Origin of the sequence: Candidatus Nitrotoga arctica (assembly GCF_918378365.1) — a bacterium.
Taxonomy (GTDB): domain Bacteria; phylum Pseudomonadota; class Gammaproteobacteria; order Burkholderiales; family Gallionellaceae; genus Nitrotoga; species Nitrotoga arctica.
Window position 1 is genome coordinate 275,910 of the sequence record NZ_OU912926.1, and the last position, 15,938, is coordinate 291,847.

The 15,938-nt window shown below is 51.8% G+C and carries 14 protein-coding genes and 1 pseudogene; 7 read left to right on the plus strand and 8 right to left on the minus strand.

Features of this window, described 5'->3' with window-relative positions:
• The 3 genes from MKZ32_RS01255 to MKZ32_RS01265 all read left to right on the plus strand — a co-directional run bounded on the left by MKZ32_RS01255 (position 1) and on the right by MKZ32_RS01265 (position 3,425).
• Positions 1-1,227: a beta-ketoacyl-[acyl-carrier-protein] synthase family protein gene (locus MKZ32_RS01255; protein ID WP_239795604.1), complete on the plus strand. Its 1,227-nt coding sequence runs from the start codon at positions 1-3 to the stop codon at positions 1,225-1,227.
• A gap of 828 nt (positions 1,228-2,055) precedes the next feature.
• A complete protein-coding gene (locus tag MKZ32_RS01260; RefSeq protein WP_239795605.1) occupies positions 2,056-3,003 on the plus strand; it encodes a PEP-CTERM sorting domain-containing protein in 948 nt (315 codons plus the stop codon).
• Between the two features lie 2 nt (positions 3,004-3,005).
• Complete coding sequence (locus MKZ32_RS01265) at positions 3,006-3,425, plus strand: hypothetical protein (protein WP_239795606.1); 420 nt, start codon at positions 3,006-3,008, stop codon at positions 3,423-3,425.
• 125 nt (positions 3,426-3,550) lie between these two features.
• Here the strand turns inward: MKZ32_RS01265 and MKZ32_RS01270 are convergent, their stop codons facing one another.
• Entirely contained in the window at positions 3,551-4,552 is a 1,002-nt protein-coding gene (locus tag MKZ32_RS01270; protein WP_239795607.1) for an AlbA family DNA-binding domain-containing protein, read from the minus strand.
• A gap of 322 nt (positions 4,553-4,874) precedes the next feature.
• On the opposite strand from MKZ32_RS01270, the gene mltA reads away from it, so the two are divergent.
• A complete protein-coding gene (mltA, locus tag MKZ32_RS01275; RefSeq protein ID WP_239795608.1) occupies positions 4,875-6,095 on the plus strand; it encodes a murein transglycosylase A in 1,221 nt (406 codons plus the stop codon).
• Between the two features lie 149 nt (positions 6,096-6,244).
• Here the strand turns inward: mltA and MKZ32_RS01280 are convergent, their stop codons facing one another.
• The 7 genes from MKZ32_RS01280 to yjgA form a co-directional block, all read right to left on the minus strand.
• Positions 6,245-6,853 (minus strand): nucleotidyltransferase domain-containing protein, encoded by a 609-nt coding sequence (locus MKZ32_RS01280; RefSeq protein ID WP_239795609.1) that lies wholly within the window; start codon positions 6,851-6,853, stop codon positions 6,245-6,247.
• A gap of 6 nt (positions 6,854-6,859) precedes the next feature.
• The gene (locus MKZ32_RS01285) at positions 6,860-9,163 is read right to left on the minus strand and encodes a penicillin-binding protein 1A (protein ID WP_239795610.1); all 2,304 of its coding nucleotides are present in this window, start codon (positions 9,161-9,163) and stop codon (positions 6,860-6,862) included.
• Between the two features lie 241 nt (positions 9,164-9,404).
• Positions 9,405-10,436 (minus strand): quinone-dependent dihydroorotate dehydrogenase, encoded by a 1,032-nt coding sequence (locus tag MKZ32_RS01290; RefSeq protein WP_239795611.1) that lies wholly within the window; start codon positions 10,434-10,436, stop codon positions 9,405-9,407.
• Between the two features lies 1 nt (position 10,437).
• Entirely contained in the window at positions 10,438-11,172 is a 735-nt protein-coding gene (locus MKZ32_RS01295; RefSeq protein WP_239795612.1) for an arginyltransferase, read from the minus strand.
• Positions 11,156-11,854 carry a leucyl/phenylalanyl-tRNA--protein transferase gene (gene aat, locus MKZ32_RS01300; protein WP_239795613.1) on the minus strand — a complete coding sequence of 233 codons (699 nt, stop codon included), beginning with the start codon at positions 11,852-11,854 and terminating at the stop codon, positions 11,156-11,158. The genes MKZ32_RS01295 and aat overlap by 17 nt, the downstream gene beginning before the upstream one ends.
• 73 nt (positions 11,855-11,927) lie before the next feature.
• Positions 11,928-12,602, minus strand: a complete 675-nt coding sequence (locus tag MKZ32_RS01305; RefSeq protein ID WP_239795614.1) for an alpha/beta hydrolase — start codon at positions 12,600-12,602, stop codon at positions 11,928-11,930.
• Positions 12,603-12,611: 9 nt separating this feature from the next.
• Positions 12,612-13,169, minus strand: a complete 558-nt coding sequence (yjgA, locus tag MKZ32_RS01310) for a ribosome biogenesis factor YjgA (protein ID WP_239795615.1) — start codon at positions 13,167-13,169, stop codon at positions 12,612-12,614.
• A 61-nt stretch (positions 13,170-13,230) separates the two neighbouring features.
• Between yjgA and pmbA the strand changes: the two genes are divergently transcribed.
• The 3 genes and pseudogenes from pmbA to MKZ32_RS15345 all read left to right on the plus strand — a co-directional run bounded on the left by pmbA (position 13,231) and on the right by MKZ32_RS15345 (position 15,927).
• Entirely contained in the window at positions 13,231-14,586 is a 1,356-nt protein-coding gene (gene pmbA, locus MKZ32_RS01315) for a metalloprotease PmbA (protein WP_239795616.1), read from the plus strand.
• A 71-nt stretch (positions 14,587-14,657) separates the two neighbouring features.
• Positions 14,658-15,326: pseudogene (locus MKZ32_RS15340) on the plus strand (AGE family epimerase/isomerase); the annotation flags it as partial.
• Between the two features lie 46 nt (positions 15,327-15,372).
• A complete protein-coding gene (locus MKZ32_RS15345; RefSeq protein WP_275584238.1) occupies positions 15,373-15,927 on the plus strand; it encodes an AGE family epimerase/isomerase in 555 nt (184 codons plus the stop codon).
• Positions 15,928-15,938 lie beyond the last annotated feature (11 nt).

Here is a 15,938-nt window from a genome sequence, read left to right on the forward strand (position 1 = left end):
ATGAGTGAGTTACGTCGCGTTGTCGTCACCGGGATTGGTATTGTCTCGCCCGTCGGCAATTGGCCCGGGCCACTGTTTGACAACGTGGCAGCGGGCCGCTCAGGAATACGTCTGTTACCTGCTGGTGAACAAGCTTCGCCGGTACAGGTTGCCGCCTGGATTGATGCACCCATCGACCATGACAGCAAGGGTATGCCGCCCGATCGGGTCACGCAACTGGCTTTAGCCGCTGGCCGCTATGCGCTGACGGAAGCAGGCTTGCTTGATCGTCCGGAGTTGCTGATTGATATGGGCGTTCATCTTGGCACCGGCTCGGGCGCTAGCGCCACCACCGATCAGGCGTTCTATCGCCTGGATAAGGAAAACCGCGACCGCCTTGCTCCGATGACATTGCCACGTGCTATAAACAACGCGGCGGCCTCAGAGTTGGCAATCCGTTTTGGCCTAACCGGTGTCAATAATACCTATTCAATTTCCTGCACCTCCTCAAGCAGCGCCATCGGTGAAGCGCTCCGCGCCATTCGTGATGGCTATAGCGAACGGATACTGGCCGGTGGCAGTGAGGCTTTGCTTACTTATGGTATCTTGCATGCTTGGCATGCGCTACGTGCCCTCGCCACCCCTGATGCTCAAGTAGAAGCATCCTGCCGACCCTTTTCGGCTGATCGCAATGGTTTGGTATTGGGTGAGGGTGCTGCCTTCCTGGTGCTGGAAAGCTTAGCTTCGGCACAGGCTCGTGGTGCGACCATCCTGGCTGAACTGGCTGGCTATGGGGCTTCTTGCGATGCCACTCATGTTACTCACCCTTCATCAACTGGACAAGTCAAAGCTATTCGTAATGCGTTAATCGACGCTGGACTCGATCCCGGCGCAATCGACTATGTCAATGCACATGGAACCGGAACGCTGGCTGGCGATGCCGTTGAAGCGGAATCATTACGTACGGTCTTTAGCGAGCATTTGCACACCTTGCCGGTTAGCTCGAGCAAAGCGGTGCATGGTCATCTAATGGGTGCAGGAGGGGCAGCAGAATTGGCCATTGCGATTATCGCCATGCAAAAAAACCTGATTCCACCGACCGCCCACTGCCGGGTGACCGACCCCGACCTGGGTATCGACGTAGTGGCAGAAGGTATGCGCCAGAAAACCCTGAACGCAGTACTCTCCAACTCCTTCGCGTTTGGCGGCAGCAATGCCGTGCTTATTGCGCGCAAGTTTGAAGAATGAGCTAATAGATTTTAGTTTGTGCGTGGTTTAGCGATTTTTTGTGATTAAAGCTGTCTGTATATGCAACATCAATACTGCTAGCCTAGCTCGGATGTAGACGACCAAAGTCGTCTACATCACGGAAAGAAAGATACAAGGTTGAGCTTAACGAAATGACGCCCAACATCCTCCATCGTTTATTGCCCACCCCAATCCAGTGCTACCCATTCCTCGCTCAATGTAGTCATGCAATGTTGAATGTGGCCAATCAACAAGACGAATGACTCAGCCATGTTGTACTGGTGTAAATCGACGTGCCACGCAAAGATCGATCTCGTCTCGCACACGGCTTCAGCCTGCGTACCGCGGGGTACGCTGTGCCATGAACCAGCGTAGCAAGCTGGAACATCTAGTACGTAATAAGGATGGGGAGCTAGTATTAAGCCTGAAAAAACTTTATCGGGTATTTTACGGCTCGTGGGCCAGCCGTTGATGGCAAAACATGCGTGTTTGTCTACTTAATACCATGATTAATTTATATTAAATATAGAAACCATGAGCTGGTGAGTTGAACACAGGCTTGTCAGAAAATTTTACATTTGGTCGCCACACGGCGCCTACCCTGTGTAGACCCCATGGGCCTTCCAATGCTGGAAAGGTATATATCACTGAGGTTCTCGACTAAGAGTGTGACATCTGGCGCGTATCTTGCTTCATTAGACGACACGCTCGTGCCTTCATAGCAATATGCCGGTGCCTGTGTGGTCTGACAAGGGGATTCAGGCTAGTCATACAACCAGCCGTGCCGAATATTCTTTGGCACGGCTAATAATAAAAAGGGGAGCGCACGTGAAAAAAATAAATCGAATCAAATGTATGTTGGCCGCCACAGTATTTTTCAGCGCAGCGCCGGCTTGCGCAATGACAATCACCGCTGATTATTCATCGCTTGGCACCGTCTACCAAGATGGGGGCGGCGTGCTGTCTAATACGCTGGGTGGGACCGATGTGACCGACATTTTCAAGTCCAACGTGCAGACCTCCCTCAACTATTGGCAAAACGCCATTCTCCTTAATAGCTGGAACATGACGATTAGTTTCAAGCTCGATAATCTATCTGCGCTTAGCGCTGCCGGCATTTCGCAGCTCGACTCCTTTGATGGAAACACCCGCCCCCTCACTACGACCATCAGGGTGGATAGTAGTGCGACTCCCTTCTATATCGATCCGACGCCTGCCGACAATAGCGAATTTACACTCGCTGATTTTACGATCTTGTCGGGTACAGTCAATTCGGGCCGGTTTGGCGCTGCTGTGGGTACGCCAGCCAACAGGAGATACGACCTGCTTTCTTTGATTCTCCACGAGATGGAGCATGCACTGGGGTTTGATGCCAGTAATGCGAGTAATACTCGCTATACTTCCGTGATTAACGGAGCCGGAGATATTCTAACCGTGCCGACGTTGGTTAGTGGGTTGGGGTCTCCGTTTGATATTCCTGTCATCGGGACGCATATAGATGGCACAGCCAATGGCGGCATTTTCAACAACACGTCCCTTGCTCTTCCTGGTTTTAACTTTGGCGAGCGCGCTTTGCTTTCCGGCGTTGACATTTTCGCGATCTGCACCATCGAAGGCTGTGACGCCAGTCAGTTGAACACGAATCCCTCAGCCGTTCTGCGATCGGTAGACGTGAGTCCTTCAGCCGTTCCAGAACCGGACATCTTGTTGCTGATGTCGGTCGCCGGACTGGGCATGATAGGCATGGTTCGCAGGCGCAGGCAGTTGCGCTCCTGAGCATGAGCAAGCACGGCATGATCCAGGCGGCACGCGCTTTTCTGTTTTTCACGCTGGCAGGTGTGATGATGCCCACTCAATGCGCCAACGTTTCCGTTCAGATCCTAAATCCGGATGAGCATACAGCCATCCGGGTTTTTCTTGATCGCAAAGTGATCTATGAAGGTACGCCCACGCGGGCTTCGCTTGGCGTGCATGGAGTATTGTCGATAGTCGCCGGAACCTTCGAATTGAGCGGCAAAGGGCGTCACGTCCTCGTTGCTGAAGTCCCGTCCGGACAGACCAAAGCCCAATTCGAATGGATACCGCAAAACGACCCCAGTCCGTGGGTCGTCATTCGCTACTATCCCGGCCGACCGGAGCCAGGAGAGCCTTCATTCTTCACGTTTTCCCTGCAAGGGGACGCCTACAGGTTGAGATGATGCGCTCGGGTTCATCGTGCGCATATGGTGAAGCCAAATATCTCACCGCTCACCATACTATTGGGCTTCATTTCATTCAGCCTACCTATCGAGTTAACCTAATTCGTTAGGCCGCATTGGTTAGATTATGAGTTAGGAAGAAGTTTGATGATATCTGATGACTGGAAGTGACCTTTGCCAGCTCGCACTATGCCCCCTTGCACTTCTTCTTTCGAGGCCTCCAGGATGAAGCGCTTTGGAGGAGCCCCAAGCACTCCAAGGGTGCACTCAAATCTAATTGCACGAGGCTCGGCGATTGGAATTTCTATGACAACGTCGCACATGTGCTCAGTCGCTCCAGGTGTGAGCAGGAAGCCTTCAGAGGAGAGCACACTGAAGTTTGGAAGCGGGCCGCGTCGCACAAAAAAGTGCTGTGGGTCGGAAGTTTTGACAGTGAGGTGGTTCTGGGGGAAGTCCCCGATAAAAGCCGACAAGTAAGGCCTTTCGCCCACCACAGCGCCTAGATTGACGGTAACGAATCCGAAAGTAATGATTAAATAACCAGGGTTGGATTCTAGGCGAGTTGGGTGGAAGATTAGATTCAGGTCTGCGTTCGGCTGAGGGGCTCTTCCGAACATCCCCGCAAGGACATCGTGTGGCACGAAACCAAAGTCCGACCCGGTACGAACGTGATAGTGTTTTGTCTCCAGAGAGCGAATTGGGCCGATGAGTGATTGCGGCACATATACGACAACATATCCAACTGGGCTCTTTCCAGGTTCTTCAAAGAAAAGTACCTGAACCCCTGGGTGTGCCGGAACCGTGGTGCGAGAAATGGCAGACTGAAGCTTTGTGTTGAATCCACCGGCATCAAGCAGTGGGTGTTTTGTAGCTACTTCATTGCCCGTTGTGTCGCGACGACAGTCAACTCCCCATACAACAACACCACCGGAAGAGTTCGCAAACCCGGAAATAGCCTTCGACAGATTCTTGTTGTCTTCCGGCGCCAAGTTCTTGGCTTCGCCGTCTTGGGGTGATCGCTTGAAATCCAGGAATAAAGACTCGGGCTCACGATCGGCTATGAGCAGATCTAGAGCGGCACATTTGCCTACGCGGAGGCGTTCAAAGAGGTCATGTGCGCGGGACATTACGCGTAACTAAAATGAGTTAGTTTTAACATTGGGGCACTTTCTTTCGGAATTTTTCAAGCTTCTGCACTGCGCAACTTCCCATCATGTAGTGTACCGCGAAATGCTGATTTATAAAGATGTCCAATAGCTTGGAGACCTTAAAGAAGGGAGCTTCTCTGCGCCACGTAGTATCATGATAATGTGTTTTTAACCGAACCCGTCCTATGGACGGGCAATGATTCCCAGATGCTCCATTTGCCGGAAATAAGTCACTTTTTAAATGACGATAGCGTGGTCTGAAAGTCTGGTAGCTAAACAGGATTTATAAAAGTAGTCATAAATGAAGAAACATAATATTGAAATAAATAAAAAATGGTTCGTTTTGATTCTGAGTGTAGTCCTTACCGCGTGCTCTACTGTATCCAAACCACCCGTTGCACCACGTCCTCAACCAGTTGTGTTGCCTCCCAAAGTGGTCCCAGCACCCGTAGCAGGGTTGCCTGCTCCGTTGTTTATAGTGAGTAAGTGGGAGATGTTGCCGGATTGGCAAGCTCTCGACCTTGCACCCTCCCACATTGCATTTCTGCAAAGCTGTCGTGTGCTGAAAAGCAAGCCGCACTGGCAGGAGGTATGTGTTCAGGCCGAACAATTGGGGGTTGATGACAATGTTGCGCTACGTGCATTTTATGAAGAATGGTTTACTCCTCATCAACTGCTAAACCCGGACGGCAGCAAGCAGGGAATGATTACCGGTTATTACGAGCCTTTGCTCAAGGGCAGTCGTTTCAAGACACCGCGCTTCCAATATCCTCTATATGCCGCGCCAAATGATTTGCTCACGATCGACCTGGGCGGAGTCTATCCGCAACTTAAAGACCTGCGCCTGCGCGGCCGCTTACAGGGCAAACGCATCGTGCCCTACTACAACCGTGCAGAAATTGATGCCGGAGCCGGTGCAGGCACGTTTCTGGGGAACGAATTGTTCTGGGTGGAGAATGAAATTGAGCTATTTTTTCTGCAAATACAAGGGTCTGGACGCATTGAATTACCGGATGGACAGCAGGTGAAAGTTGGCTATGCCGACCAAAATGGCCACCCTTATATGTCCATCGGCAAGAAGCTGGTTGAAGCAGGCGAACTTAAGCTCGAAGAAGCTTCCATGCAGGGCATTAAGGCATGGGCCGAGAAAAACCCGGATAAAATTAACAGATTACTGGAGCAGAATCCCAGCTATGTATTTTTACGCGAATTGCCGGATAGTTTGTCTGCACCATTGGGTGCGCTGGGTGTGCCACTGACCAATGAATACAGTATTGCTGTAGATCCGCGCACCATCCCGCTGGGCGCGCCGGTTTTTCTTGCTACGACCTATCCCAATGATAGCGCGCCACTTAACCGCCTGATGCTGGCGCAAGATACGGGCGGGGCCATCAAGGGTGCAGTGCGCGCGGATTTTTTCTGGGGTTTTGGCGAATCTGCGGGAGCGCAGGCGGGCAAGATGAAACAACAGGGACGGCTATGGGTGCTATTTCCGAAAGGCGGGGAGCCGATGTTGAATTGAGGATCAATTCAAGTTTGAAGTACAACAGCATTTACTTATGAATACGTCTGCTCAAGGCTCCTGTTATGAGTGAACTGTTGCATATCAGTCTATGGCATGTTCGCCTGTAGTCAAACATTCGAAAATGTATTGCAGGCTATGCAAATCATCTATTCGTTATCCATACTTTCATTTAGCAACCGCTTCACCGCTGCTATATCCGCTTGCCTTCCGATCTTCCGGCTACCACTGTGCCTTGCATTTTCAGGCAGTACCGCAATATTCACCGGCACACCCGTTTCAGTTTTCAGCGTAAAGCTGGGTACAGTTTGTTGCCTGCCCGTCAGATATACGGACCATTCACCGCCTTCAAAAGGCAAATTGTGCTTGAGCAGGAACATCATCATCGCCTTTTCGTCATCAGAGTAAACCAAAAGGTTAATGTCGGATTGCTCACCTGCCGTGCCCTTCAACACCGAGCCGGTGAGGAAAGGGTGAAATGGCTCTAATAACTGCATAGCGGCGAGCGCCTGCTGGCGTAATTGGTGCAGGACGAGGGGATGGCTTTCACTTTGATAGAGGGCACGGAAGCTACGCAACGCCATTTCAACTTCATCATTGCTAGGCAGGTGCTGAGTGTCTTCTGCGCCTAATTGTTTGGCGGCCTTGCGTTTGGCAAACGCATAATCGGTAATGCCACCTTCGGCCATTAGACGCGCGGCGTGATGCGCGAGCTGTTCACGCATCAGGTCACGCCGATGTAAACGATCTTTACTCATGTCAAATTAAAATATGTGATCGATGATTGTTTCGATAAGCGACTTTTCCGGTGGCGGGACGGGTTTCTCTGGCGGTAAATTTTCTGTGTAAAAATATTCCACTAAATCGCCCGCCTCATCCCGCAGTCCCTCATTGTTAATGCGCGCAGCCACCATATTTTCCGGCATGGTGTAGGTGACTTCAGGCACTTTTTTAAGTATTTTTCCCATGTAGTCCATCCAAATGGGTAATGCAGCCCCACCTCCGGTTTCTCTTTCGCCGAGACTGCGCGGGTTGTCGAAACCCACCCAGGTAATTCCTACTACTGTGGGATGGAAGCCGCTGAACCAGGCATCCATCGAATCGTTGGTCGTGCCGGTCTTGCCCGCTAAATCATGGCGACCCAGTTGCATGGCGCGGAAGGCAGTGCCGTGTTGCACCACGCCTTGCATCATGTTTACCATGGTGTAGGCATTACGTACGTCTATAACTTGCTGGGCGTTTTCTCCGGCCACAACGGGCGCGGCTTGATGTAGTACTTTGCCATTGCTGTCCTCAATGCGCTGGATGAAATAGGGGGCGATGCGGAAGCCGCCATTGGCGAAGACGGAGTAACCCGTCAACATTTGCATAGGCGTTACCGAGCCGGCCCCTAATGCCATAGTAAGGTAAGGAGGGTGCTTGGCTGCGTCGAAGCCAAACTTCGTGATGTAATCTTGTGCGTATTGCGGTGTGATAGTTTGCAGGATGCGGATAGAAACCATGTTTTTGGATTTGATAAGCGCTTGTCTCATGCGCATAGGACCTTCAAATACCCCATCGTAGTTTTTCGGTTCCCACGCTTCGCTACCAGTCACTGCCGCATCAATCACTAAGGGTGCGTCGTCAATAACGGTGGCAGGGGTCAGACCTTTTTCCAATGCGGCGGAATAAATGAATGGTTTGAAGCTGGAGCCGGGTTGTCGCCAAGCCTGAGTTACATGGTTAAATTGGTTGCGATTGAAGTCGAAGCCACCTACCAGAGCGTAGATCGCACCATTGCGCGGACTGGCCGAAACGAAAGCTGCTTCCACTTGCGGTAATTGGACAATTTTCCAAATATTTTTTTCGTCCTTCTGGACGTGGATGAGTGAACCAACACGTAAGCGCTTATTCAGTGCAGTCTTGTTGCCCATATAGGGCTGAGCAAATTTCAGTCCTTCACCGCTAATTTTGGCAATTGCCCCTCCCTTACTGTAAGCGCGGATGCCTTTGGGATTTGCTTCAATTACCACGGCGGGAATCATGTCATCACTATCAGCAATATCCTGTAGCGCTTCTTCCAACTCTTCCTCAGTATTTCCTTTCTGTAGATCGATATAGCCTTCCGGGCCGCGGTAACCATGGCGTCGGTCATATTCCAACACACCTTTGCGCAGCGCTTCATAGGCTGTTGCCTGATCTTGCTGACGGATAGTTGTATAGACCTTGATACCTTGCGTATAGGTGTCATCCTGATAGCGTTTGAATATTTCTTGCCTAACCATTTCTGCCAAATAGTCAGCTTTACCTGAAAATTCTTGATAGCTGCGTTTCACCATCAGAGGTTGATGCAGTGCCGCTTCTTGTTGCTGGATGTTTATGAAACCCAGCTCATGCATGCGGCGCAGTACGTACGTTTGGCGCAGTTTGGCACGCTTGGGGTTGACCACCGGGTTGTAAATGGAAGGGGCCTTGGGTAAACCAGCCAGCATAGCAAACTCAGCCACGCCGAGTTGATCCAGGCTTTTGCCGAAATAGCCTTGCGCGGCAGCAGCAAAGCCATAGGCCCGTTGGCCCAGATAGATATGATTAATATAAAGCTGGAGGATTTCATCCTTGCTCAGATTGTGTTCGATCTTGATGGCAAGCAATACTTCGTTAAATTTGCGTGATAATTTCTTCTCTTTAGTCAGGAAAAAATTGCGTGCCACTTGCATGGTGATCGTGCTGGCTCCTTGCTTGACGCCGCCTGAGGTGAAATTGTTATACGTGGCGCGCAATACGCCCAGGTAATCTATCCCGCCGTGCTCATAAAACCGATCATCTTCCGCGGCGAGGACGGCTTTTTTCATCAAGTCGGGTACTTCGTCAATCTTGACCAGCGCGCGCCGTTCCTCCCCGAATTCGCCGATCAGGACCCCCTCCGTGCTATATACACGTAGCGGGATTTTAGGTTTATAGTCGGTCAAGGCTTCAAGCGAGGGCAGCGTTGGGTATACCAGCATTGCCGCAAACATCAGCAGCAATAAGGGTGTGATGATAAGGGCGAGGCCAGCAATGACCGGATAGAACCACCAGCGAGAAGTCATGGGGTACGGAATTGTATAGAGGGCATAGTTAGGATTATATCGGCTCTTGGCGGGGGAATAATCCAACAGCAAAACTTAGGATTAGCGAAGCTATAATAACTCTAGTTTTGACCTAGCGCTATCTTCGCCAGTGACCTTGGCGAGAATCAATGCACAAATCGATTTGCATGAAGAGATTGAGCTGGTTTATGTCGATTATCTCGAAGGAAAGTGCGCTTGAATGTGAATGGATTGCGCTGCCTTACTTCTCCCTGCGTTGCAAATGTCTAATCGCTTTAACACATTCATTGATTAATTCAGGGCCGCGATAAATCAGCCCACTGTAAATTTGTATTAGCGCAGCGCCAGCTTGAATTTTTTCCACTGCATCTTCCCCGCTCAGAATACCGCCTACGCCGATAATAGGCAGAGCGCCTTGTAATGCGGTAGCAAGTTCGTGGATAACGGCAGTAGATCTATCACACAATGGCGCGCCACTCAATCCGCCCGTCTCAGTATGCTGCGCAAGATGTTCGACGCCTGTGCGCGTCAGAGTTGTATTGGTAGCAATCACGCCGTCAATGCGGTGGCGTTGCAAAAGTGTCGCTATCTGGCGGATTTGTTCGCTATCAAGGTCGGGGGCTATTTTTAACGCCAATGGAACATATTTACCGTACAAATCTGCCAACTTTTCCTGCTCCGCTTTAAGTTGCGTGAGCAACGCATCCAGCTCATCACTTCCTTGCAACTGGCGTAAATTCTTGGTATTAGGCGAAGAAATATTGATGGCGACATAGCTGGCGTGGGTGTACACACGTCGTAACCCGATCAGGTAATCGGTGGCAGCATGTTCAATCGGCGTGTCAAAATTTTTGCCAATGTTGATGCCAAGAATGCCGCGATAATTTGTGCGTTTTACGTTTTCAATGAGTGCATCCACGCCGTGGTTGTTGAACCCCATGCGGTTGATGATACCCTGCGCCTCAGGCAAGCGGAACAAGCGCGGCTTTGGGTTACCTTCTTGGGCGCGGGGCGTGACGGTCCCAATCTCGATGAAGCCAAAACCCAGTGCGGCCAGCGCATCGATGTGATCGCCGTTCTTGTCTAATCCTGCGGCCAGCCCGACCGGGTTAGGAAAAGTCAGACCCATCACTTTATGGGGGTTAACCGCTGGGTGTTTGATCAACTGCGGCAGCAGGCCAAGCCGATAGGTGAGCTGCAGTGCATCAAGCGTAATGTGGTGGGCGGTTTCCGGATTAAAGGAAAAAAGCAGCGGTCGAATCAGCGAATACATGTCACGGCCTGTGAGTTGGGAGCGCTTGCCACTTGCCTTGGATAAGCCCTTGCAGCGGACGAAAATTGGCTTTGTACGCCATTTTGTCGCTTTTCTCTATCCAGTAACCCAGATACAAGTAGTCCAGTTGCAACTTCCGGCACAGCTCGATCTGCCACAGGACGTTGTAGGTGCCAAAGCTGGCTTGCGCTACATTCGGTTCATAAAACGTATAAACCGAAGATAGTCCATCATCGAGAATATCGATGATACTCACCATGCGCAGCCCCCCATTTTCGCGGAACTCCACCAGTATGGAATCAACATGGCTTTGCAGTAAAAAGTTGCGGTATTGGTCTCGACTGTCATTTTTCATGCCGCCATCAGGATGCCGTTCCATTTGATAACGCTGATACAAAACAAAGTATTCTTCGTTGTCTTTCAATGCATGTAACGAAGTCTGCAGGCCGATGTGGCGTTGCCTGGACCGACGTTGCGTGCGGTTGGGTACGAACGATGGTACTTCGACACGCACCGGAATACAGGCCTGGCAGGCATCGCAGCGTGGTCTATAGGTAACTGTTCCGCTCCGGCGGAAGCCGCGCCGCACCAGTTCCGAATACACAGCCGGAGTGATCAGAAAGCTGGGCGTGGCGACCTGCGAGCGTGCTAGTTGATCCGGCAGGTAGCTGCACGAATACGGGGCTGTAAGGTATAGCTGCAGCGCCGACAGCGGGATGTCATGCAACAAGTTCATGGTCGAACTGCCATTTGAGCGGAGTCTCCGGACAGTGTATCAATTCTTTTAGGCGATGCATAAATTCCGCGCGCGGAATTTCGCGGGCGCCGAGCGAGGCAAGATGCGGTGTGCTCATCTGGCAGTCAATCATGCCATAACCCCAACGCTGCAATTGTGCAGTGAGATGGGCGAGCGCAATCTTGGATGCATCCGTGGCGTGGCTGAACATCGACTCGCCATAGAACATGTGTCCAATACTGATGCCATACAGCCCACCCACCAGATTGCCCTTCATCCAGATCTCCACCGAGTGCGCCACCCCCATCTGATGCAGCTCGGTATAAGCTGTAATCATGTCTTCATGTATCCATGTTCCCGCCTGTCCGTGGCGCGGGGCGGCGCAGGCACGCATTACTTGTTCGAAAGCGCTATCGGTACCAACTTCATAGCTCTTATCGCGTAAAGTTTTGCGTAGCGACCGTGAAATCTTGAACTCTTCAGGAATAAGCACCATGCGTGGATTGGGGCTCCACCAGAGTATGGGTTCCCCTGTGTTGAACCAAGGGAAAATGCCTTGCCGATAGGCGTCCAGCAGACGGTGTGCAGACAGGCTCCCCCCAGCCGCCAGCAAGCCATTGGGCTTGAGCAGTGCCTGCTCTACCGGCGGAAAGGGAGCGCCATTATTCAACCACGCGATCATCTTCTGTAACGAGCCAGCAGCGTGAAGAGGTGTAAGCAGGCAATCTGCTTGGCAGATGCTCGTAAATCAAGGTTTAACGAGGGTCTGTATTTAATTTGTGTGTCAGCCAAGTCTGGATATCCCGCACTTCTTCCGCGCATACCGAATGCGGCATGCCATATTCATGCCACTCGACCTGATAACCCTGTTTTTTTAATTCATCAGCCGAGGCTTTTCCTCGCGCATAGGGCACGATCGAGTCACTATGCCCGTGTGCCATGAAGATGGGGGTATTGAGAGCAGCTGCGCTGGCTTCACTCGACAATGTTTCGGCCAGCGGAAGATAGGTGGATAGGGCAAGAATACCGCCCAGGCGCGATGCATGACGCAAACCAGTATGCAGCGCAATGGCGCCGCCTTGTGAGAAGCCCGCGAGAAAAATATTATCTGTAACAATCCCACGCTGCTTTTCCTGTGCAATAAGCACTTCAATAGCGGCTTGTGAAGCACGAATACCCTTTACATCTTGTTTTGTAACCATATCAGAAGCCATGATGTCATACCATGCGCGCATGATTAAGCCGCCGTTGAGGGTGACTGGCTGCTTGGGTGCATGCGGAAACAGGTAGCGAACCGCTACCGGCAGTTTCATTTCTTCCCCCATGGAAACAAAATCCTCGCCGTCAGCGCCCAAGCCATGCAGCCAGATGATGCTGTGTTGGGGGGACTTCCCGGTTTCAAGCGTGATATGTGGTAGAACGCTATTCATGGGTTGATGTTATGCGCCTGAAATGGAAGATGAGTCTATTTCGGGTGCTTGGGAAGTCTGCTCCGGCAGAATTTCACGCAGCACCTGAAAAATTTCACGATAGCTCTTCGGCGGTTTTGCCAGTTCTTTTTCTTTTAGTGCATTTCGGACCAGCGCGCGCAACCTTTGTGCATCTGCTTCGGGATGATCAGCGAGCAACTCGGTCAGGGCCGCATCGTTTTCCAGAAGGCGATCTCTCCACCGTTCCAGTTGATGCAGCCACGCGATATGCTGGTGCGATTTGCCGCTCCATGCTTCCAGCTTGGCGATGATGGGCGCGGTTTCCACGTCGCGCATCAATTTGCCAATGAATTGCATTTGCCGTCGTTGCGCGCCAAATTTATTGATGCGCTTCATCTCGCGAAGCGCGTCAAACAAGCTTTCCGGCAAATCCATTTGTTTCAGTTTGTCGATACTGAGTTCAGCCAATTGCTCACCGATATCCTGCAGATCATGCATTTGTTGCTTGATCTTGGTTTTGCTGGGTGGCAAATTTAATTCTTCGGTATTGTCATTGTAGTGGTGCATAGGTGCGAAATTATAAATAGATATTGTTATGATAACGCTTTCCCATGAAAGCGTTTACCTTATGAATGACATTACACCACCTGAACATCGTTTTTCCCATTCCGCAGATACCCTGCACCAGATTGCGCGGGATATGCTTGAATATGCCAACCATCAAGGGGCAACCGCCGCTGCGGCGGAAGTGTCGGATGGTTTCGGGCAAGCCGTTACTGTCCGTCATGGTGAGGTCGAAACCATAGAATACAACCGGGACAAAGGTGTTGGCATTACCGTTTACATCGATCAGCGGCGCGGCAATGCCAGTACTTCCGATTTCTCGCCGCAGGCAGTACGCGACACGGTGGACGCCGCCCTCTCCATTGCTCGCCACACTGCCAGCGACGACTGCGCCGGGTTGCCTGAAAAGGATATGCTGGCCACCGAGTTTCCCGATTTCGACCTGTACCATCCCTGGTTGCTGGACGTGGAAGGTGCCATTGAGCTGGCCAAGACCTGCGAGCAAGCTGCATTTGATACCGATGAGCGGATTGACAATTCGGAAGGTGCCACGGTAAATGTGCATGAATCCCACTTCGTGTATGCCAACAGCCTGGGCTTTATCAGCGGTTATCCCACTTCGCGTCATGGCATCAGCTGCGCTGTCATTGCTGGCAAGGACGATGGCATGCAGCGCGATTACTGGTATAGCGAAGCGCGTGCCGCAGGCGACTTGGTGGCAGCGGAAAAAGTCGGACAAATCGCTGCAGAACGTGCCGTGCGGCGGCTCAATGCCCGCAAGCTCGATACCATGCAAGTGCCGGTGCTGTTCGAGGCGCCAATAGCCGCCAGCTTGCTCGGTCATTTTGTCGGAGCAGTGAGCGGTGGCAGCTTGTACCGAAAATCCTCTTTTCTGCTCGACTACATGGGCAAGCAAGTGTTCTCATCCAACATCTGTATTGATGACATACCAGACATTCCCCGTGGCCTGGCGAGCAGTTCGTTTGATGGCGAGGGCGTGAAAACGCAGCGCCGCACCATCGTTGAAAATGGCGTACTGCAAAGCTATTTTCTCGGCACCTATTCCGCGCGCAAGCTGAGCATGAAAACGACCGGTAATGCAGGCGGCAATCACAATCTCATTCTGCGTCCGGGCGAACTGGATTTCAACGGCCTGCTAAAGAAAATGGGACGTGGTCTGCTGGTTACCGAACTGCTCGGACAGGGTGTAAATCACATCACCGGAGATTATTCGCGCGGCGCGGCGGGCTTCTGGGTGGAGAACGGAGAAATCCAATACCCGGTAGAAGAAATCACCATCGCCGGTAATTTGAAGGACATGTACACGCATATTGCGGCTGTGGGTAATGATATGCTGGTGCAGGGGTCACGGCAGTGTGGTTCCATCTTGGTTGAAAACATGATGGTGGCGGGGCAATGAACCCATTTGAAACAGTGAAGTGTTGATGGCAATCGTTTCGTGATCGATACAAAGGCTATAGGGCCCCCCTAATGCTAAGCCAATTCTTCCAGCGAGTCAGGCTCTATGCGCTTCATTTTTCGTGCCTGTTGGGTGTGGTGTTGCTGTGTGGTTGCGACATCGCATCCGACAACACTCAGGTCATTGATACCAAGTGGCACCGACAGGACCTAGAAACACATTTGTCGCGATGGCTGGCAGTAGCGCCCACGCCATCAGGCCTGCTATTAGGCAGCTTTGATCGACAGTGGCGCCCCGTATCGACAAATGAAAGTGATTTGACCACGCATAGCCGACTGATCTTCGCCATGGTCATGGGCTATGAGATTACGGGAGATGCTCGCTACCTTGAAGTGGCCGTTCGAGGCACGGACTTTCTACTTAGTAACTTTCGGGACCCTTTGAATGGTGGTTTTTTCGCCCGTGTCGACACCAGTGGGCGGGTTATCAATGCAGCCAAGAACACCTACGGCCACGCCTTCGCGTTGTTGGCCTTGTCTCATATGGCCCGTGTCACCAAGGAAGAGAAGTATCGTGTGGCTGCATTGAATGCGTGGCGTGACATAGATCTTCATCTGAGTGATTCCGATGGAGGTTTTCGCCCGGAGGCTCCTCGTGACTTTGGCCCATCGAATGATCTACGCACCCAGAACCCCGTGATGCATATGTTCGAGGCCTTGCTGGCCTTGGTTGACGCTACGGGAGACCCCCAGGCGCTAGCTGGGGGTACAACGTGTGGGGCATTTCGTGCTGTACAAACTACTAGAGGGGCAACCAGATGGCAGCGCCTATATCCCAGAGTGGTTCGACGAGCACTGGAAACCACTTCCTACCAAGGGCAAGAACGAGGGGGGCTATATCGATATCGGCCACCAATTCGAATGGAGCCACCTACTTGCCGGTGCGGAACGCCGAGGGCTTCCAGCACTCTATGGACCGGCTGCGGAAAGGTTGCTGAAATACGCGCTGAAAATTGGGTATGACGAGATCGAAGGAGGAGTGTTCAATCGTGCCTATTCGGATGGCTCGGTCGACCGTGACAAGTTCTGGTGGGAACAGGCCGAGGGTTTGCGCGCTCTGATGGTCACTGCCTCTACTAGCCACAGTCGTGACTTGTGGCATCGGTACGAGCAGACGCTAAAATTGGTGAAGGAGCAGTTCGTCGATGATGCCCATGGTGGATGGAAGCTTACAGTCAAGCAGACCTGTGATTCCGGCCATTGCGGTAATGAGCAACCTGATCCGTACCATATGATCGGGATGGACGTCATCGCGCTGGGTCTGTCGAAAGCTGGCCGCTAGTTGGCAGGGAG

Excerpts from the sequence above, each read along its gene's own strand:
- aat (WP_239795613.1), bottom strand. The coding sequence starts at position 11,854 with ATGATCGCGTGGTTGAATAATGGCGCTCCCTTTCCGCCGGTAGAGCAG.
- MKZ32_RS01280 (WP_239795609.1), bottom strand. The coding sequence starts at position 6,853 with ATGAGTAAAGATCGTTTACATCGGCGTGACCTGATGCGTGAACAGCTC.
- MKZ32_RS01255 (WP_239795604.1), top strand. The coding sequence starts at position 1 with ATGAGTGAGTTACGTCGCGTTGTCGTCACCGGGATTGGTATTGTCTCG.
- MKZ32_RS01305 (WP_239795614.1), bottom strand. The coding sequence starts at position 12,602 with ATGAATAGCGTTCTACCACATATCACGCTTGAAACCGGGAAGTCCCCC.
- yjgA (WP_239795615.1), bottom strand. The coding sequence starts at position 13,169 with ATGCACCACTACAATGACAATACCGAAGAATTAAATTTGCCACCCAGC.
- MKZ32_RS01285 (WP_239795610.1), bottom strand. The coding sequence starts at position 9,163 with ATGACTTCTCGCTGGTGGTTCTATCCGGTCATTGCTGGCCTCGCCCTT.
- MKZ32_RS01290 (WP_239795611.1), bottom strand. The coding sequence starts at position 10,436 with ATGTATTCGCTGATTCGACCGCTGCTTTTTTCCTTTAATCCGGAAACC.
- MKZ32_RS01265 (WP_239795606.1), top strand. The coding sequence starts at position 3,006 with ATGAGCAAGCACGGCATGATCCAGGCGGCACGCGCTTTTCTGTTTTTC.
- pmbA (WP_239795616.1), top strand. The coding sequence starts at position 13,231 with ATGAATGACATTACACCACCTGAACATCGTTTTTCCCATTCCGCAGAT.
- MKZ32_RS01270 (WP_239795607.1), bottom strand. The coding sequence starts at position 4,552 with ATGTCCCGCGCACATGACCTCTTTGAACGCCTCCGCGTAGGCAAATGT.
- mltA (WP_239795608.1), top strand. The coding sequence starts at position 4,875 with ATGAAGAAACATAATATTGAAATAAATAAAAAATGGTTCGTTTTGATT.
- MKZ32_RS01295 (WP_239795612.1), bottom strand. The coding sequence starts at position 11,172 with ATGAACTTGTTGCATGACATCCCGCTGTCGGCGCTGCAGCTATACCTT.